The sequence below is a fragment of the Pseudomonas sp. DL genome (genome assembly GCF_047199225.1).
Classification (GTDB): Bacteria; Pseudomonadota; Gammaproteobacteria; order Pseudomonadales; family Pseudomonadaceae; genus Pseudomonas; species Pseudomonas aeruginosa.
The window spans coordinates 5988242-6006859 of the sequence record NZ_CP178323.1 but is presented as its reverse complement, the minus strand read 5'-3'; the positions used below and the strand labels follow the sequence as shown (position 1 = coordinate 6006859).

At 66.5% G+C, this 18618-nt stretch carries 17 protein-coding genes and 2 tRNA genes; 1 reads left to right on the top strand and 18 read right to left on the bottom strand.

Annotated elements, in window-relative coordinates; translation table 11 throughout:
- Positions 1-120: 120 nt before the first annotated feature.
- From dctD to ACI766_RS27905, 17 genes are all read right to left on the bottom strand, one after another.
- A complete protein-coding gene (gene dctD / locus ACI766_RS27985) occupies positions 121-1509 on the bottom strand; it encodes a two-component system response regulator DctD (RefSeq protein WP_003096187.1) in 1389 nt (462 codons plus the stop codon).
- On the bottom strand, positions 1506-3344 hold the full coding sequence (gene dctB, locus ACI766_RS27980; protein WP_003123664.1) for a two-component system sensor histidine kinase DctB: 1839 nt from the start codon (positions 3342-3344) through the stop codon (positions 1506-1508). Before dctB ends, dctD begins: the two co-directional genes overlap by 4 nt.
- A gap of 59 nt (positions 3345-3403) precedes the next feature.
- Positions 3404-3949: a dTDP-4-dehydrorhamnose 3,5-epimerase gene (rfbC, locus tag ACI766_RS27975; protein WP_003096184.1), complete on the bottom strand. Its 546-nt coding sequence runs from the start codon at positions 3947-3949 to the stop codon at positions 3404-3406.
- Positions 3949-4830, bottom strand: coding sequence for a glucose-1-phosphate thymidylyltransferase RfbA (rfbA, locus tag ACI766_RS27970; RefSeq protein ID WP_003105518.1), 882 nt, complete (start codon positions 4828-4830; stop codon positions 3949-3951). Before rfbA ends, rfbC begins: the two co-directional genes overlap by 1 nt.
- On the bottom strand, positions 4827-5735 hold the full coding sequence (gene rfbD / locus ACI766_RS27965) for a dTDP-4-dehydrorhamnose reductase (RefSeq protein ID WP_023086729.1): 909 nt from the start codon (positions 5733-5735) through the stop codon (positions 4827-4829). The genes rfbA and rfbD overlap by 4 nt, the downstream gene beginning before the upstream one ends.
- On the bottom strand, positions 5732-6790 hold the full coding sequence (gene rfbB / locus ACI766_RS27960) for a dTDP-glucose 4,6-dehydratase (RefSeq protein ID WP_003096179.1): 1059 nt from the start codon (positions 6788-6790) through the stop codon (positions 5732-5734). The genes rfbD and rfbB overlap by 4 nt, the downstream gene beginning before the upstream one ends.
- A gap of 234 nt (positions 6791-7024) precedes the next feature.
- Positions 7025-7100 (bottom strand) — tRNA-Thr (locus ACI766_RS27955).
- A gap of 73 nt (positions 7101-7173) precedes the next feature.
- Positions 7174-8703 (bottom strand): DHA2 family efflux MFS transporter permease subunit, encoded by a 1530-nt coding sequence (locus tag ACI766_RS27950; RefSeq protein WP_003096173.1) that lies wholly within the window; start codon positions 8701-8703, stop codon positions 7174-7176.
- Between the two features lie 10 nt (positions 8704-8713).
- A complete protein-coding gene (locus tag ACI766_RS27945; RefSeq protein ID WP_003110594.1) occupies positions 8714-9898 on the bottom strand; it encodes an efflux RND transporter periplasmic adaptor subunit in 1185 nt (394 codons plus the stop codon).
- A gap of 14 nt (positions 9899-9912) precedes the next feature.
- Complete coding sequence (locus ACI766_RS27940) at positions 9913-11391, bottom strand: efflux transporter outer membrane subunit (protein WP_003118019.1); 1479 nt, start codon at positions 11389-11391, stop codon at positions 9913-9915.
- A 3-nt stretch (positions 11392-11394) separates the two neighbouring features.
- On the bottom strand, positions 11395-11865 hold the full coding sequence (locus ACI766_RS27935) for a MarR family winged helix-turn-helix transcriptional regulator (protein ID WP_003110596.1): 471 nt from the start codon (positions 11863-11865) through the stop codon (positions 11395-11397).
- A 403-nt stretch (positions 11866-12268) separates the two neighbouring features.
- Positions 12269-13489 carry a methyltransferase gene (locus ACI766_RS27930; RefSeq protein WP_017001320.1) on the bottom strand — a complete coding sequence of 407 codons (1221 nt, stop codon included), beginning with the start codon at positions 13487-13489 and terminating at the stop codon, positions 12269-12271.
- Between the two features lie 68 nt (positions 13490-13557).
- Positions 13558-14250, bottom strand: a complete 693-nt coding sequence (locus tag ACI766_RS27925) for an ABC transporter permease (protein WP_003096163.1) — start codon at positions 14248-14250, stop codon at positions 13558-13560.
- The gene (locus ACI766_RS27920; protein WP_003110597.1) at positions 14247-14942 is read right to left on the bottom strand and encodes an ABC transporter permease; all 696 of its coding nucleotides are present in this window, start codon (positions 14940-14942) and stop codon (positions 14247-14249) included. The genes ACI766_RS27925 and ACI766_RS27920 overlap by 4 nt, the downstream gene beginning before the upstream one ends.
- 61 nt (positions 14943-15003) lie before the next feature.
- A complete protein-coding gene (locus ACI766_RS27915; RefSeq protein ID WP_003096156.1) occupies positions 15004-15756 on the bottom strand; it encodes an ABC transporter substrate-binding protein in 753 nt (250 codons plus the stop codon).
- Positions 15757-15770: 14 nt separating this feature from the next.
- A complete protein-coding gene (locus ACI766_RS27910) occupies positions 15771-16544 on the bottom strand; it encodes an ABC transporter ATP-binding protein (protein WP_087823881.1) in 774 nt (257 codons plus the stop codon).
- Positions 16545-16792: 248 nt separating this feature from the next.
- Positions 16793-17482: a DUF502 domain-containing protein gene (locus ACI766_RS27905; protein WP_003110598.1), complete on the bottom strand. Its 690-nt coding sequence runs from the start codon at positions 17480-17482 to the stop codon at positions 16793-16795.
- A gap of 158 nt (positions 17483-17640) precedes the next feature.
- Between ACI766_RS27905 and ACI766_RS27900 the strand changes: the two genes are divergently transcribed.
- Complete coding sequence (locus ACI766_RS27900; protein WP_003096148.1) at positions 17641-18378, top strand: SDR family NAD(P)-dependent oxidoreductase; 738 nt, start codon at positions 17641-17643, stop codon at positions 18376-18378.
- 56 nt (positions 18379-18434) lie between these two features.
- Here the strand turns inward: ACI766_RS27900 and ACI766_RS27895 are convergent.
- Positions 18435-18510 (bottom strand) — tRNA-Phe (locus ACI766_RS27895).
- Between the last annotated feature and the right edge of the window lie 108 nt (positions 18511-18618).

The window sequence follows — 18618 nt, the reverse complement described above, 5'->3', positions numbered from 1 at the left end:
TGGTCTTCTGCTTGTTGGAACGCTCGGGAAGCCGTGAGCAAGCCCTGTGCCAGTCGGGCAAGGGTACGCAGGGGAGATGCTGCGGGCGCGGATGGCGAACGGTTGGCGGTAATCCGCCATTCATTCGCCATCATCTGGCGGATTTTCGCCAGGCGTGTTGAACGGCAGGCCGTGCTTGCGCAGCTTGTCGTGCAGGGTCTTGCGCGGGATACCGAGGGCCTCGGCGACGCTGCGCAGCGAATTGTGCGGGCGTTCCAGTTCGGCAGCGATCAGCGAGCGCTCGAAGGCCTCGACCTTGGCGCTGAGGTTGTGCGGCTCGTCGGCGGCGTCGGGCAGGACTCCGTCGTCCAGGCTCAGGCCGAGACCCAGGGCGAAGCGCTCGGCGGCGTTCTGCAATTCGCGCACGTTGCCCGGCCAGTCGTAGGCCAGCAGCCGCGCCGACTGGCCGGCGTCCAGTTCGCGTGGCGTCAGGCCATGACGCATGGCGCCGGCTTCGGCGAAATGGCGGAACAGCAGCGGGATGTCTTCGCCGCGCTCGCGCAGCGGTGGAATGCGCAGGCTGGCGACGTTGAGGCGGTAATAGAGGTCGGCGCGGAAGCGGCCCTGGTCGGCGGCCTGGCGCAGGTCTTCCTTGGTTGCCGCGATGATGCGGATATCCAGCGGGATCAACTGGTTGGAGCCGAGCCGCTCGACTACCCGTTCCTGCAGCAGGCGCAACAGCTTGACCTGCACGTCCAGGCTCATGCTCTCGATCTCGTCGAGGAACAGGGTGCCGCCATTGGCGTACTCGAACTTGCCGATGCGGCGCTTCTGCGCGCCGGTGAAGGCGCCGGCCTCGTGACCGAACAGTTCGCTTTCCACCACCGATTCGGCGAGGGCGCCGGCGTTGATCGCGACGAACGGTCCGTCGCGTCGGCTCGACAGGTCATGCAGGGCCCGCGCGACCACCTCCTTGCCGGCGCCGGTTTCGCCAAGGACCAGCACGTCGGCCTGGATCGCCGCCAGCGAGCCGACCTGCTCGCGCAGGCGCTGCATGCCGGCCGAGCGTCCGATCAGGCGCCCATGCAGCTCGTGGCGTTCGGCCAGGGCCAGGCGCAGGGTGCGGTTCTCCAGGACCAGCCGGCGCACCTCCAGGGCGCGGCGCACGCTGTCGAGCAGGGCGTCGCTGGGGAAGGGCTTTTCCAGGAAGTCATAGGCGCCGCCGCGCATGGCCTGGACCGCCAGCGGCACGTCGCCGTGGCCGGTGATCAGGATCACCGGCAGGTCGGCGTCCTGTTCGTGCAATTGGCGGAGCAATTCCATGCCATCGATGCCGGGCATGCGGATGTCGCTGACCACCACCCCGGGCCAGTCCTTGCACTGCGCGGTATCCAGCTGGCGCGCGTCGTCCAGGGTCGCGACCTTGAGCCCGGCGAGGTCGAGCGTCTGGCGCAGGGCCTGGCGCAGGTGCGGATCGTCGTCGATCAGCAGGACCTGGGTCTGGGCATCGAATGGCGCGAAGGGACTCATGCGCGGGTTTCCTCCTGGGGCATGGCGGCGACGCCGGGAACTCCCGGCAGCAAGTGCAGGCGCACCACGGCGCCGCCTTCGAGATGGTTGCCCATTTCCAGGCGGCCGCCGAGGGCGCGCAATAGGTTATCGCAGATGGCCAGGCCGAGGCCGAGCCCTTTGGCGGTGGTCTTGGTGGTGAAGAAGGGTTCGTGGGCGTGGGCCAGGGCGTCCTCGGAAAACCCCGGGCCGTTGTCGCGCAGAGTCAGGGTCACGCCGTGCTGGTCCTGGCTGGCGATCACCCACAGGCGCCGCGGCGGAGCTTTCTCGGCGAGCGCGTCGAGGGCATTGGTGAGCAGGTTGCCGAGGATCTGCCGCAAGCGGGTCTCGCCGGCCTGGACCCACAGCGGGGCGTCCGGCACGTCGCGCAGCAGTTCGACGTTCATCGCCCGCCGCCGGCTGGCCACCATCGACAGGGCGTCCTCGATCGCCGGCTGCAACTGCACGTTCTCCGGCGCCCGGCGCGCACCGCGGGCATAGGCCTTGAGGTGGGCGATGATCGAGGCCATGCGGGTGGTGAGGTCGCTGATCTGCTCGAGATTGCCGCGGGCGTCCTCGGTGCGCTGGTGGTCGAGCAGCACCCGGGCGTTGTCGGCGTAGCTGCGGATCGCCGCCAGCGGCTGGTTGAGTTCGTGGCTGATGCTCGCCGACATGGTGCCGAGGGCCGTGAGCTTGCCGGCCTGGACCACTTCGTCCTGGGCGCGCATCAGCTCGCGCTGGGCCTGCTCGCGTTCGTGGACTTCCTGCTGCAACTGCGCGTTGGCGTTCTCCAGCTCGCGGGTGCGTTCCAGTACGCGCTCTTCCAACTGGCGCTTGGCCTCGGCCTCGAGAGCGATGCGGTCCAGGTAGTGACGGCGGCTGAGGGTCAGCAGGGTAAGCAGCAGGAGCAGGGCGAGCAGGGTCGCGCCGCCGATCAGCAGGACGCTGCGCACCGGCCGTTCGATGAGGGTGCGGGGGGCGTAGATGCTCACCGTCCAGCCGGTTTCCGGCAGCGTCCGGCTCTGGCTGAGCCAGGCGCTCTGTTGCAGGCGCAGGGGCTTCGGGTCCTGCACCGGGTAGGGGATGTTGGCGTGGATCTCGTCGCGCTCCGCCGCGCTCAGCGGCCGACTGGCATGGAAGCGCCAATCCTCGCGCGAGGAGAGGATCACCACGCCGTAGTTGTCTATCACCAGCAGTTGCTCCGGGGAATTGCCCCAGAGCCGTTCGATGTGTTCGAGATCGACCTTCACCACCAGCACGCCGATGATCCGCGAGCCTTCCTTCACCGCACTGGCGAAGTAGTAGCCGCGCTTGATCGAGGTGGTGCCCAGGCCGAAGAAGCGCGCCAGGCGGCCCTGCATGGCCTCGCGATAATAGGGGCGGAAGGCGAAGTTGCGGTGGACGAAACTGTCCGCCTGGGCCCAGTTGGAGGCGACCTGGGTGGTGCCGTCCGGTTGCAGCAGGTAGATCACGTCGGCGCCGGTGCGTCGGCGGATGTCGGCCAGCGCCTCGTTGGCGATCTTCTGCAGCAACGGGTCGCCAGGTTGTTGCAGGGCCTGGCGCAGCACCGGCAGGCCGCCGAGGATCTGCGGCAGTTCTTCGTAGCGGCGCAGCGTGCCGAGCAGGTTGGCGACGTAGAGGTCGAGCGTCTGGCGGTTCTGCTCGGCCAACTGCTCGCTGTAGTAGCGCTCGGCGAAATATTGCAGGGGCCAGAGCAAGGGCGCGAGAAGCAGGGCGAGGATGACCAGCGAGCGCCAGCGATGGAAATAGGCTTTCAAGACGAACGAACCTGCCGTGGCTGCGAGTATCCGGGGCATCCCGGACGGGATGCCCTAAATTATCACGCCTTGCGCCGAGTCCGGTCGCTCCCTGCCGTTCAGGGGAAGCAGTCGGCGTCGGCGAATGCCTTGCCCTGGCGGTCCTTCTCCGAAAGCAGGGGGGCATCCTGCAGCGGCCAGTCGATCTTCAGCTCGGGATCGTTCCAGACGATGCAGCGTTCGTGTTCCGGCGCCCAGAAGTCGGTGGTCTTGTAGAGGAACTCGGCGTATTCGCTGAGCACCACGAAGCCGTGCGCGAAGCCGGCCGGAATCCACATCTGGCGCTTGTTCTCCGCGCTCAGGCGTTCGCCTACCCACTGGCCGAAGGTCGGCGAGCCGCGACGCAGGTCGACGGCCACGTCGAATACCTCGCCGAGAGTGGCGCGCACCAGTTTTCCCTGGGCTTGCCGGATCTGGTAGTGCAGGCCGCGGAGGACGCCACGGGCGGAACGCGAATGGTTGTCCTGGACGAAGCTGACCGGATGACCGCAGGCCTCCTCGAAGGCGCGCTGGTTGTAGCTTTCGAAGAAGAATCCGCGATCGTCGCCGAACACCCGGGGTTCGAAGAGGATGACGTCGGGGATTGCCAGGCGGGTCGCTTTCATCAGTACACGGTCTCGGTCAGCAGGCGCTTGAGGTATTGGCCGTAGCCGTTCTTGGCCAGCGGCGCGGCGAGTTTTTCCAGTTGCGCGGCGTCGATCCACTTCTGCCGGTAGGCGATCTCTTCCGGGCAGGCCACCTTGAGACCCTGGCGGTTCTCCAGGGTGGCGATGAACTGGCCGGCCTCGAGCAGCGAATCGTGGGTGCCGGTATCCAGCCAGGCGTAGCCGCGGCCCATGATCTCCACGCTGAGCTGGCCGCGCTCCAGATAGGCGCGGTTGACGTCGGTGATCTCCAGCTCGCCGCGCGGCGAAGGCTTCAGGTCCCTGGCGATGTCCACCACCTGCTGGTCGTAGAAATACAGGCCGGTGACCGCGTAGTTCGACTTCGGCTCCAGTGGCTTCTCTTCCAGGCTGATGGCCTTGCCGCCCTGGTCGAACTCGACCACGCCGTAGCGCTCCGGGTCCAGCACGTGGTAGGCGAAGACGCTGGCGCCGGTCTGGCGCTGCGAAGCGCTGCCGAGCAACTCGTGGAAGTCGTGGCCGTAATAGAGGTTGTCGCCCAGGACCAGCGCGCTGAGGTCGTTGCCGATGAACGACTCGCCGATCAGGAAGGCCTGGGCCAGGCCGTCCGGCGACGGTTGCACGGCATATTGCAGGTCCAGGCCCCAGTTCGAACCGTCGCCCAGCAACTGCTGGAAGCGTGGGGTGTCCTGTGGGGTCGAGATGATCAGTATCTCGCGGATGCCCGCCAGCATCAGGGTACTGAGCGGGTAGTAGATCATCGGCTTGTCGTACACCGGCAGCAACTGCTTGGAGATGGCCAGCGTTGCCGGGTGCAGGCGGGTGCCCGAGCCTCCGGCGAGGATGATGCCCTTGCGTTTCATAGTGGTCCCTGCTCGCTCAGTTCCTGGATCATGCGTCCGGCATGGTAGCGCCAGTCTGGCAGTACCAGGCCGAAGACCTGTTGCAGCTTGCGGTTGTCGAGGCGCGAATTGGCCGGACGCTTCGCCGGCACCGGGTAGTCCTCGGTGGCGATCGGCAGGACCCGCTGCGGCGTCGCCTGCAACTCCCAGCCCCGCTCCAGCGCCTGTTCGATGACGAAGCGCGCATAGAGGTGCCAGGACGTCTCGCCGCTGGCGACCAGGTGGTAGGTGCCGCTGGCCCGTGCTGCCAGCTCGACATCCCAGCGCAGGCGCTGCAGGGCCTGGGCGGTGACGTCGGCGATCAGCTCGGCGCTGGTGGGCGCGCCGAACTGGTCGGCCACGACCTTGAGTTCGTCGCGTTGCCCGGCCAGGCGCAGCATGGTCTTGGCGAAGTTTCCGCCGCGCGCGGCGTAGACCCAGCTGGTGCGGAAGATCAGGTGGCGGCAGCCGCTGGCGCGGATGGCCTGCTCGCCTTCCAGCTTGGTCTGCCCGTAGACGCTCAGCGGGCCGGTCGGCGCGTCCTCGGCGAAAGGCGTGCTGCCCGCGCCGTCGAACACGTAGTCCGTGGAGTAATGCACCAGCCAGGCGCCGCAGCCCGCGGCCTCCTCGGCCAGTACCGCGACGGCGCGGGCATTGATCAGGCGGGCGTTGTCGGCATCGCTCTCGGCCTTGTCCACCGCGGTGTAGGCACCGGCGTTGACGATGAACTGCGGCCGCTCGGCGCGAACCAGTCGCGCCAGGCCTTCGGGGTCGGCGAGATCGGCGCGCCGGCGGTCGCAGACCAGCAGTTCGCCCAGCGGCGCCAGGGCGCGCTGCAGCTCCCAGCCGACCTGGCCGTTGGCGCCGAGGAGAAGGATCCGGTTCATGCGTACTGCTTACCTACCCACTCGCGGTAGGCACCGCTGGTTACGTTGGCCACCCAGTCCTGGTTGTCCAGGTACCAGCGCACGGTCTTGCGGATGCCGGTCTCGAAGGTTTCCGCCGGCTTCCAGCCCAGCTCGCGCTCCAGGCGCGTGGCATCGATGGCGTAGCGGCGATCATGGCCCGGACGATCCTTGACGAAGGTGATCTGCTCGCGATAGCTGCGGCCGTCGGCGCGCGGCTGCTCCTGGTCGAGGATGGCGCAGAGGGTCTCGACCACGTCGAGGTTGGCCTTTTCGTTCCAGCCGCCGACATTGTAGGTCTCGCCCAGTTGCCCGGCTTCGAGGACCCGGCGGATGGCGCTGCAATGGTCCTTGACGTAGAGCCAGTCGCGGATCTGCTGGCCGTCGCCGTAGATCGGCAGCGGCTTGCCGGCCAGGGCGTTGTGGATCACCAGTGGGATGAGCTTTTCCGGGAAGTGGTAGGGGCCGTAGTTGTTCGAGCAGTTGGTGGTCAGCACCGGCAGCCCGTAGGTGTGGTGATAGGCCCGCACCAGGTGGTCGGAGGCCGCCTTGGACGCTGAGTAGGGACTGTTCGGCTCGTAGCGGTTGTTCTCGGTGAAGGCCGGATCGCTCGGTGCCAGCGAGCCATAGACTTCGTCGGTGGAGACGTGGAGGAAGCGGAATGCCGCCTTCGCTTCCGGCTCCAGCGCGCCCCAGTAGGCGCGCACTTCTTCCAGCAGGCGGAAGGTGCCGACGATGTTGGTCTGGATGAAGTCCTCGGGGCCGTGGATCGAGCGGTCCACATGAGATTCCGCGGCGAAGTTGAGGATCGCCCGCGGCTGGTGCTCGGCGAGCAGGCGGGCTACCAGCTGGCTATCGCCGATATCGCCGGCGACGAAGGTGTGCCGGGCGTCGCCGTCGAGGCTGGCGAGGTTCTGCCGGTTGCCGGCGTAGGTGAGCTTGTCGAGGCTGACCACCGGCTCGTCATGCAGGGCCAGCCAGTCGAGCACGAAATTGGCGCCGATGAAGCCGGCGCTGCCGGTCACGAGAATCGTCATGAGTCATACCTTGTTCAAGCAGTGGTTGTCCGTAGGGCTGCTTCGACACGTCCCGCCAAGGTGTACCAATCGATCGTGAAGACGACGATTAGTACGGGAAAAATGGCGATCCTGCCAACCCCAGATCTGGTAGGTGCATCTGACCCGGCATTCTATTCGAAGTGCCATCACTGGGTAGAAAGGAAGCAGGATAAAACAAAAAGCCCCGCGCGAGGCGGGGCTTTTCGGGATTCATGGTGCCGGCACCAGGAGTCGAACCCGGGACCTACTGATTACAAGTCAGTTGCTCTACCAGCTGAGCTATACCGGCGAAGAGGGCGACATTATAGCCAGCCGCCGCCAGGAGTAAACCACTGATTTTCCTGCCCGAATGCCGTTCGTCCTCAGTGCCCGGAGGCGGCCGCGCCGGGCTTGGCGCCGAACGGCGGGCGGGCCAGCCAGATGATCACCAGCAGGGCGAGGAACAGCCAGCCGAGCATGGTGAAGTAGTCGATGGTGGACATCATGTAGGCCTGGCTCTGCACCATCCGGTCGAGCAGCGCCGCGTTCGCCTGGGTGTTGCCGCCGAGCTGGGCGAGGGTTTCGTGGGTGGCCGGGTCGTAGAGGCTGATGTTTTCGCTGAGGTAGGCGTGGTGTTGCGTGGCGCGGCGGTTCCAGATCCAGGTGGTCAGCGAGGCGGCGAAGCTGCCGCCGAGGGTGCGCAGGAAGGTGGCCAGGCCGGAGCCGTCGGCGATCTGGTCGGGGGGCAGGTCGGAGAGCAGGATGCTCAGGATCGGCATGAAGAAGAACGCCACGCCGAGCCCCATGATCAACTGCACGATGGCGATGTGCTGGTAGTCGACCTCGGTGGTGAAGTTGGCGCGCATGAAGCAGGTGATGGCCATCGCCAGGAACGACAGGCCGGCGAGCATGCGCAGGTCGAAATGGTTGGCGTAGCGGCCGACCAGCGGCGAGAGGAACACCGGGAGGATGCCGATTGGCGCGGCGGCCAGCCCGGCCCAGGTGGCGGTGTAGCCCATCTGGGTCTGTAGCCATTGCGGGAGCAGCAGGTTGATGCCGAAGAACGCGGCATAGCCCAGCACCAGCGCCAGGGTGCCGGCGGCGAAGTTGCGGTGGGCGAACAGGCGCAGGTTGACGATCGGATGGCGGTCGGTGAATTCCCAGATGATGAAGAAGGCCAGGGCGATCGCCGCGATCAGCGCGCCGCCGACGATGAAGTTCGACTCGAACCAGTCCAGGTCGTTGCCCTTGTCGAGGACGATCTGCAGGGCGCCGACGCCGATCACCAGGGCGATCAGGCCGACGTAGTCCATCGGCGCCTTCTTGATCACCACCGGGCGTGCCTTCAGTTGCTGGTAGACGACGAAGGCGGCGAACAGGCCGACCGGCACGTTGATGAAGAAGATCCACGGCCAGCTGTAGTCGTCGGTGATCCAGCCGCCGAGGATCGGCCCGGCGATCGGCGCCACCACCGTGACCATCGCGAGCAGGGCCAGGGCCATGCCGCGCTTCGCCGGTGGGTAGATGGAGATCAGCAGGGTCTGGGTGATCGGATACAGCGGCCCGGCGACGAAGCCCTGCAAGGCGCGGAAGCCGACCAGAGAAGGCATCGACTGGGCGATGCCGCAGAGGAACGAGGCGAGTACGAACAGCAGCGCGGCGGCGATGAACAGGCGCACCTCGCCGACCCGCCGGGCCAGCCAGCCGGTCAGCGGCAGGGCGATGGCGTTGCTCACGGCGAACGAGGTGATCACCCAGGTGCCCTGTTCCGAACTCACCCCGAGGTTACCGGAGATGGTCGGCAGGGCGACGTTGGCGATGGTGGTGTCGAGCACCTGCATGAAAGTCGCCAGGGACAGGCCGATGGTCGCCATCACCAGGCTGGGCGGGGAGAAGCTGCTGCTTTCGCTCATGCTGGCGGGCTCAACGCTGGGCGGTCTTGCCGTGGTCTTCGGCGAGGTTGGCTTCGATCAGGCGTTCGATCAGCTTGTCGGCCGAGGCCAGTTGCTGCTGGTAGACATCGGTGGAGAACAGCGCTTCGCGCGGTGGCTGCTGGGCCAGGGCCGGGCCGCTCTGGTCGTGCAGGTCGACCTTGACGTCCATCGACAGGCCGATGCGCAGCGGATGCTTCTGCAATTCTTGCGGATCGATATGGATGCGCACCGGCACCCGCTGGACGATCTTGATCCAGTTGCCGGTGGCGTTCTGCGCCGGCAGCAGGGAGAACGCGCTGCCGGTGCCCACGCCGAGGCTGTCGACGGTGCCGCTGTAGCGCACGTCGCTGCCGTAGAGGTCGGAGCGGATCTCCACCGGCTGGCCGATACGCATGTGCTTGAGCTGGGTTTCCTTGAAGTTGGCGTCGATCCAGATCTGGTCCAGCGGGACCACGGCCATCAGCGCATTGCCCGGTTGCACGCGCTGGCCGACCTGTACGCTGCGCTTGGCGACGTAGCCGGTGACCGGCGCGACGATGGTCGAGCGGGCGTCGTCCAGGTAGGCCTGGCGCAGTTGCGCGGCGGCGGCCTTGACGTCCGGATGGGAGGTGATCTGGGTGTCGTCGACCAGCGCGCGATTGGTGTTCAACTGCTGTTCCGAGCTGGTCAGCGAGGCTTTCGCGCTGTCCAGGGCGTCGCGGGCGTGGGCCAGTTCCTCCTGGGAAATGGCGCCGTCGTCTGCGAGGTTCTTGCGCCGCTTGTAGTCGGCCTCGGCCTTGGCCAGCGCGACCTTGCGGGTGGCGACCTCGGCGCGATAGCCGTCGACGTTGCTGAACAGCCCGCGCACCTGGCGCACGGTGTGGGCCAGGTTGGCCTCGGCGCGTTGGAGGGCGATGTCGGCGTCGCTGGGATCGAACCTGACCAGTTCCTGGCCCTTGCGCACCAGGTCGCCGTCGTCGGCGCCGATGCTGACCACGGTGCCGACGATCTGCGGGGTGATCTGTACCACGTTGCCGTTGATGTAGGCGTCGTCGGTGTCCTCGTGCCAGCGGCCGTAGAAGAACTCCCAGGCCACGCTGGCCAGGGTGGCGAGAACGATCACGGCGAGCAGGATCAGCAACCAGCGCTTGCGCTTCGGGTTGCCGGCGGGGGTTTCGCTGTTGGCGGTAGTCATGGTGGGTGCCTCGTTCATTCTGCCGGCGCTTTCGCGGTAGCGAGCGCAGCGGAGCGGGAATCGGGTTGGAAACCGCCGCCCAGGGCCTGGACCAGCTGGACGGAAAGATCGATCTGCTGGCTCTCCAGGCTGGCCAGCTGGCGTTCGGCGACCAGCAGTTGCTGTTGCACGCTGAGGGCGTCGAGGTAGCTGCCGACGCCTTCGCCGTAGCGACGCATGGCCAGGTCGAAGTTGGACCTGGCGATATCGCGGGCCTGGCGCTGGTCGATCACCTGCTGCTCCAGGGAGCGCAACTTGCCGAGGTTATCGCTGACCTCGCCGAGGGCCTGGACCAGCGTCTTGTTGTACTGGCCGACGGCCAGGTCGTAGTCGGCGTCGCGTTCGGCCAGGTTGGCGCGGCGGCGGCCACCGTCGAAGATCGGCAGGGAGATCGCCGGCGCCACCTGGAAGAAGCGGCTCGGCGCCTGCAACACGTCGCTGGTGTGCAGGGCGGCGAGGCCGGCCATCGCGCCGAGATTGAGGTTGGGATAGAACTCGGTCTTCGCCGAGTCGATGTTGCGGCGCGCCGCCTCGACCCGCCAGCGCGCGGCAACGATGTCGGCGCGGCGGCCGAGCAGTTCCGCCGGGAGCACCGAGGGCAGGCTCAGGCTGGCCGGGTTCAGCGGTTGCGGGCGCTGCAGTTCGAGACCGCGATCGGGCCCCTTGCCCAGCAGCACGGCGAGGGCGATGCGGGCGCTGGCGATGTCCTGCTCGGCGGCGCTGAGCTGCTGGCGGGCGGTGGCCAGCTGGGTCTGCGTCTGTTGCAGCTGGACCTTACTGTCGAGTCCGGCGCTCATGCGCTTCTGGCTCAGCTCGGTCATGCGCTGCGAGCGCTTCAGTTCTTCCTCGGCGAGATCGCGCACGGTAAAGGCGTGGGCGAGGTCGCTGTAGGCGCGGGCGATGCTCGCCGAGAGGCCGATGCGTGCGGCCTGGCTGTCGATCCGGGCGGCATTGGCCTGGCCGAGGGCGGCTTCCCAGGCGGCGCGCTCGCCGCCCCAGAGGTCGAAGTCGTAGTTGAAGCCGAGCGACAGGTACTTGATCGCCGAATAGCGGCCGCCGAGCGGTGCCGGGGCCACGCTGGTCGGCGCGCGGATGCCGGAGTAGCTGGCCTTGGCGTCCAGCGTCGGCTGGCGCGCGGCATCTTGCGCCTGGGCCGTTGCCGCCGCCTGGCGCGCACGCGCCTCGGCGATCTGCAGGTCGGGGGTGCCTTGCAGGGCTTCGCCGATCAGTTGGTCGAGCTGCCGGTCGCCGAGCCCGGTCCACCAGTCCTGGCGCGGCCAGGCCGCTGGCGAAAGGGCTACGCCGTCCAGGCTCCTGCCCGCCTGGAGGGCGCCTGCCGGTTGCAGTCGGGCGTTCGGTTCCAGGCCTTCGGAAGTGACGCAGCCGGCGGCCAGCACTATCGCCGAGGCCAGCGCCAATCGCTGCGGCCAGGGATGGAGAAGAGGGAACGGCATGGATCAGGACTCCTGCAGGCTGGCCCTAGGGCAGCCGGCGTGTAGCAGAACCTTGGTCAGCAGATGGGTCAGCGTCTGCAATTCTTCCGTGCTCAGGCAGGCGACCAGCTCGTTCATCGCCGCCGAGGCGATCAGCGGAAGCTGCTCCTGGACCTTCCGTCCCGCTTCGCTGAGATCCAGGCGCAGGCAACGGCGGTCTTCGGGACAGCGGCCGCGCAGCAGCAGCCCTTTTTTCTCCAGGCGCGCCAGCATGCGCGTCATCGAGCCGCTGTCCACCGACAGCTCGCGACACAGTTCGACCGGACTGTTGGCGCGGTTGAGACCGACGAAGATCAGCACCTTGAACTGGGCGGCGGTGATGTCCAGCGCGGCGAGGTGCTTCTCGAGGATGCGGTCCTTGGTCGCGGCACTGACGCCGATGAGCTGGCCAATGGAGCCCTTGAAGGGAAAGTCGGAGGCGCTGTAGTGACCCATGGTGGAGGGGATCGCTGTCTAGGCAGGGAAAGTGTTTCAAAATAATACTGCCTAGGCAGCGATTAACAAGAGCTCAACCGTTGCAATAAAAGAACAATCCGTTCCTTCGAACGTCATGCGATGCCGTTCTGCAACTATTGCCGGTGCTGAAGTCCACTTTCGGATTAACCGGAAAGCCAGGCTTATGCACAAGTGGGCAAGGGATAGGAAGGAAACGCTCTAAGAATCGCTGCGGTTATCTCGGTTGTTATCAAGATATTGTTTTATATGGATTTTATTTTTTCTGTTCATTTTTTGAACAGCATTGACCGCCCCTGGATACGGGCCCCTCGGCAGATGTTTCCCAGAACTTGTCACCAGACTTATCCACAGGTTGTGTGGGCAACCATCCGGAACACCCGTATCAGCTGCGCTCCGCAAGGATCAGCAGGTTTCGCGGAGACAGGGAGGTCGGACAGAACTCGCCCAGGCGGACGCTATAGCCCTGTTCGACCAGATACAGGCAGCGGTCCAGCAGCAGCCAGAGTTCCAGCGGGCGGCGGAACAGGGCGCGCACCAGTTCCAGGTTGCGAACCATCGCCAGGCGCTTCCAGCCGGCCGCTTCCAGCGCCTGCCAGTCGCGCGCGGCCGGTTCGGGAAGTCCCTTGAGGGCGGCGAGTTCGCGACAGTAGTCGGCGTATGGACGTTCCAGCCAGGCCACCGGAAGGGAAGGCACGCTGAGGTACTGGTCGATTCCGCGTAGCTCGCGCTGCAGCAGGTCGAAACCCAGGCGCCGGGCCATCGACTGGTCGCGCTGGCGACGGACCCGTTGGCTGGCGGTGACTGTCTCGCTCAGGGGCAGGCGCAGGTCGTCAAGCGATAGCGCGAGCAGCGATCGGCCTGCTGCTTGCGAGAGTGGCTGGTAGAAAGGCCCCGGAATGCGGTTGTAGCAGCATGGCGCCACCGCCAGTTGGCGACAGCCGGCCTGGCTGGCCAGGCGCAGCAGGCGCAGGTGCAGTTCGCCGCAAGCGTGCAGGGCCACTGGCGTATGCCCGGGAAGCAGGCGCTCGGCGCAGTCCGCGGCCAGCACATCCTGGCGGAGGTGGTGGGCGGAGAGCCCCAGGCGGTCGCTCAGGCGCTGTCCGTCGGCGACCAGCGCGGGATCGTGTTCGAGGCAGGTCAGCGGTTGCCCCGTATGGGCCAGCAGGCGGCCCAGATGGCCCTTGCCGGAGCACCAGTCGAGCCAGTGGACGACCGGCCGGGCGAACTGCAGGCGCCCGGCGAACAGGCCGATCTGCTGCCACTTGCGTCCCGGTACGTCGACGTTGAAGCGGTTCGGTGCCTGCGGGCGTTCCGCCAATGGCAGTTCGCCGACCGCGCCCAGCGCCGCGGCTTGGGCGGCGAGCTGCGGATAAGGCGCGGGCGCGGCCAGGCGGGTGGGCTGGTTGTGCTCCGCGTCGGCCTGTTCGAGGCTGCGCCCGCGCAGCCAGGACGCCAGCTCGGTGTGTTCGGCTTCCCACGCCAGGGTCGGTTCGCTGAACGGGCGGGGTCGCCAGAGCCGCTGGTGTTCGAGGAGGAACGCGTCCAGCGCGAGGAAGCGCTGCGACAGGGCGTCGCCAGTGAGGAACGGGAAGGTTTCGGACACGATGCGAGCGGCAGCGGGAAAACGGGGCGGCGATTATAGCCGCCCCGCAGGCATCGGAAAGCGCCCGCTCAGCGGCCCTGGGTGGCGTCGACCCGCAACCAGCGTTCGATCAGGCGGAATATCCGCGTCAGCACGATGGTGATCACCAGGTACAGCGCGCCGGCCAGGCAGAAGAACAGCATCGATTCGTAGGTGCGGGCGATGATGGTCCGGGCCATGCCCATGATGTCGAACAGGGTCACGGTGTAGACCACCGCGCTGGCCTTGAGCATCAGGATCACTTCGTTGCTGTAGGCCGGCAGGCCGATGCGCACCGCGCGCGGCAGGATGATGTGCCAGAGCGCCTGGCGCCGCGACATGCCGAGGGCGCGGGCGGCCTCCACCTCGCCGACCGGCACCGAGTGGATCGCGCCGCGGAGGATCTCGGCGATATAGGCGGCGGTGTGCAGGGTCATGGTCAGCAGCGCGCACCAGTACGGATCGCGCAGGTAGGGCCAGAAGGCGCTCTTGCGCACTTCCTCGAACTGCGCCAGGCCGTAGTAGACGATGAACAGTTGCAGCAGCAGCGGCGTGCCGCGGAAGAAGAAGATGTAGGCGTACGGCACCGCGCGCACGTACCAGTGCCGCGAGGCGCGGGCGATGCCCAGCGGCAGGGCCAGGGCGAGCCCGGCGACCACCGCGATCGCCAGCAGCTCCAGGGTCAGCGCCGCGCCCTGGAGCATCTTCGGCATCCACTTGAGGATCAGCTCCCACTCGCTCATAGCTCGTTCCTCACGAAACCACGGCCGGCGCGACGTTCGAGGAAGTGCAGGGCGACCATGATGACGACCGTGAGGCTCAGGTAGATGGCGGCCGCGGTCATGTAGAAGGTGAAGGGTTCCTTGGTCGCGTTGGAGGCGACCTGCGCCTTGCGCATGATCTCGTCGAGGGTGATCAGCGACACCAGCGCGGTGTCCTTCAGCAGGATCAGGTACAGGTTGCCGAGGCCGGGCAGGGCGACCCGCCAGATCTGCGGCAGGACGATGCGCCAGAAGATCCGTCCGGGCGACAGGCCGAGCGCCTGGCCGGCCTCGCGATGGCCGCGCGGAATGGACAACAGCGCGCCGCGGAACACCTCGGTGGCGTAGGCGCCGAAGCACAGGCCGAGGGCCAGGGTGCCGGCGGCGAACGGCGAGAGTGCCAGGTCCGGCTTGCCGAAAAGGTCGCCGAGGGCGTTCAGGCCGCTCACCGTGCCGAAATAGATCATCAGTACCCAGAGCGTTTCCGGCACGCCACGGACGATGGTGGTGTAGGTGCCGCCGAGGAAGCGCAGGGCCGCGTACTTCGAAGTCTTCGCGATGGCGCCGAGGAGGCCGAGCAACAGCCCCACGCAGACCGCCGCCAGCGACAGCTTGAGGGTCATCCAGGTCCCGGCGAGCAGTTGGTCGCCGAACCCATGCAGGTCGAGAATCATGAGAAGTCAGGCCTGAAGGCGGCCACCGCCGGGACGCGCCCGGCGGTGGCCTGGCTTGGCATCAATAGATGCTGAAGGGGAAGTACTTGTCGTTGATCTTCTTGTAGGTACCGTCGGCGACGATTTCCTTCAGCGCGGCGTTGAGCTTCTCGCGCAGCGGGTCGCCCTTGCGCACGGCGATACCGATCTTGTCGTTGTCGAACACCGGTTCGCCCTTGAACTCGAACTCCTTGCCGGCGTCGCTCTTCAGCCAGTCGTACTGCACGAACTTGTCGGCCAGCACGCCGTCCAGGCGCCCCGAGGAGAGGTCGAGGTAGGCGTTCTCCTGGGTGTCGTAGAGCTTGATGGTGACCACGTCGGCCATGTTGTCTTCCAGCCAGGTGCCGGCGATGGTGGCGCGCTGGGCGCCGATCACCTTGCCCTTCAGGGAGTCCTTGTCGGTCTTGAAGTCGACGCTCTTCGGCGCGACGAACTGCAGCTTGTTGGTGTAGTAGGGATCGGTGAAGTCGACTGCCTGCTTGCGCTCGTCGGTGATCGACATGGACGCGACGATGAAGTCGAACTTCTTGGCGTTCAACGCCGGGATGATGCCGTCCCAGTCGGAGGTCACCACCTCGCACTCGGTCTTCATCTTGGCGCACAGCGCCTTGCCGATGTCGAGGTCGAAGCCGACCGCCTGGCCGCTGGCATCGATGCCGTTGAAGGGCGGGTAGGCGCCTTCGGTGCCGATGCGCAGCTTGTCGGCGGCGCTGGCGTCGAGGGCGAAGGCCAGGGTTGCAGCGGCGGCCAGCAGGATCTTCTTATAGTTCTTCATGCGGTGTTGCTCCGTTAGCGGTGGCTGGACATGAACTGTTTGCAGCGCGCCGACTGGGGGTTTTCGAAAACCTGTTGCGGCGTTCCCTGCTCTTCTACCAGGCCCTGGTGGAGGAATACCACCTCGCTGGAAACCTGGCGGGCGAAGCTTATTTCGTGGGTGACCAGCAGCATGGTCCGGCCCTCTTCGGCGAGCGCACGGATCACGTTAAGCACTTCCTGTACCATTTCCGGGTCGAGCGCCGAGGTGGGCTCGTCGAACAGGATCACCTTGGGTTGCATGGCCAGGGTCCGGGCGATGGCCGCGCGCTGCTGCTGGCCGCCGGAAAGTTGCGCGGGATAGCTGTGGCGCTTGTCGGCGATGCCGACCTTGGCCAGCAGGCCCTCGGCGATCTCGATCGCTTCGGCCTTGCTCTTGCCCAGTACGCGACGTGGCGCCTCGATCACGTTGTCGAGGATGCTCATGTGCGGCCACAGGTTGAAATTCTGGAAGACGAAACCGAGTTCGCTGCGCAGCCGGTTGATCTGCTGGCTGTCGGCGGCGACCAGGTCGCCGTTCTTGCTCTTCTTCAGGCGCAGCTCTTCGCCGGAGACCAGGATCTGGCCCTGGTGCGGGTTCTCCAGCAGGTTGATGCAGCGCAGGAAGGTGGATTTGCCCGAGCCGGACGATCCGAGGATGGAGATCACGTCGCCGTCGCGGGCGGTGAGGGAGATGCCCTTGAGCACTTCGAGGTCGCCGTAGCGCTTGTGCAGGTTACGGATTTCCAGTGCGGGGGTGGCCTCGGCCATGGATTTTCCTCTTGTTATTCGGATTGGAAGGGCCTTCCTGGCGAAGGCAAGCTAGCACAGCGCTTCAACCGGAGCCAAGCAGGCGGCGTGCCTCTGGAGCGGGGTTGGCGGCATCTTGTCGCATCGCTGCAGTGCGCTGTCGCGTAGGAACAAAACTGTCGGCTTTCGAAGAAAACTCCTGGCGAACCCTGACCTGAAGCAGAGCCTGGAGGTCGGTGCGCGCCCCGTTCCCGGGCATGCGGGACCGCCTATGGAGCCGCCGGCGGCTGCTCCGCGCGCGGCTCCGCCAGCACCTTGGCGGCGGCCAGCGGCGGCGGTGGGGTGATGCCCATCGACACATAGATGCTGGTGAAGGTGTCCATGCCGATCTGTGCCGGTTTCACCCATTCCACCGGAACGTAGAGCAGGCCGCCGCCCACCGGGATCGGCGCGGTCGGCACCAGGATCGCGTAGTGCGCGCGGCCGTCCAGTTCCACCGCTTCGGGGTTGGGCATCAGCGCCAGCACGGCGGCGCCGTCGCCGCCGAAGAAACACCACACCGGACTCATCGCGGCGATGTCGGCGTCCTGCTTCTTGTCCAGCAGGCCGACGAAACGGTCGGCCAGGTTGTACAGGTTGCCGATCAGCGGGGTGCGCCGCAGGGTCAGGTCGAACAGGTTGGCCAGCGGCCGCTTCAGGCCTAGCTGTACGCCGAGGCCAAGCAGGTAGATGGCTACCAGCAGTAGCGCGGTACCGAGCAGGTAGGCCAGTGGCGAATCGCCGGCGAGCGGCTGGCCGATGGCGGCGAAGCCGCGACCGATCAGGCTGGATGGACCGACGAAGCGGTTCAGCAAGCTGACCACCCAGGCCAGCAAGGCTACGGTGAGTACCAGCGGCAGCATCACCAGCAGGCCGGCGAGCCAGGTGGTGAGCAGGGAGTTGAAGCTTTTCTTCAGCATCGATCGGGGGTCCGGACAAGGTCCGCCTAGTCTATCGGCACTGCCTGGCTCACGCTCGGCCGTTCGCCGGGATGGGCGAAAGATCCGCCGCGGCGATTCGTCATTCCTTGTAGGCTGTGCGAGTCGCGTTCATTCCAGCAGGCCTTCACGGAGGGCGTATGGCGGAGAGAAAGACCCTGTTGCTGACCGGGGCGAGCCGCGGTATCGGGCATGCCACGGTGAAGTACTTCAATGCCGCGGGTTGGCGGGTGTTCACCGCGTCGCGGCAGAGCTGGGCCAGCGAATGTCCCTGGGCGGACGGCGAGGAAAACCACATCCACCTGGACCTGGAGGACATTCCCGGCGTCGAGGCCAGCCTGGAACTGATCCGCGAGAAGCTCGGCGACGGCCGGCTCCACGCGCTGGTGGACAATGCCGGCATCTCGCCCAAGGGCGAAGGCGGCGAGCGCCTCGGTGTGCTGGAAACCGACTACGCCACCTGGCTGCGGGTGTTCAACGTCAACCTGTTCTCCACCGCGCTGCTGGCGCGCGGCCTGTTCGCCGAGCTGAAGGCGGCGCAGGGAACGGTGATAAACGTGACCTCCATCGCCGGCTCGAAGGTGCATCCGTTCGCCGGGGTGGCCTACGCAACTTCCAAGGCGGCGTTGTCCGCGCTGACCCGCGAGATGGCCCACGACTTCGGCCCGCATGGGGTGCGGGTGAACGCCATCGCGCCGGGGGAGATCGACACCTCGATCCTGTCGCCGGGCACCGAGGAGATCGTCGAGCGCAGCATCCCGCTGCACCGCCTCGGCCGGCCGGAGGAGATCGCTTCGCTGATCTACTTCCTCTGCACCAGCGGCGCATCCTACGTGAATGGCGCGGAAATCCACGTCAACGGCGGGCAGCACGTCTAGGCGAACGGCGGAAAGCAAAAAGGCCCACCCGGAGGTGAGCCTTTTCGTCGTATTCATGGTGCCCAGGGACGGAATCGAACCGCCGACACGGGGATTTTCAATCCCCTGCTCTACCAACTGAGCTACCTGGGCAACGGGGCGCAATTAAACGGGTTTAGCGCGGCAGTGTCAACACCGGCGAAGAAATTTTTTTTGTTTTTTAACGCCTTACGATCCCCTCGCGGTTTCCGCCGGACTGCC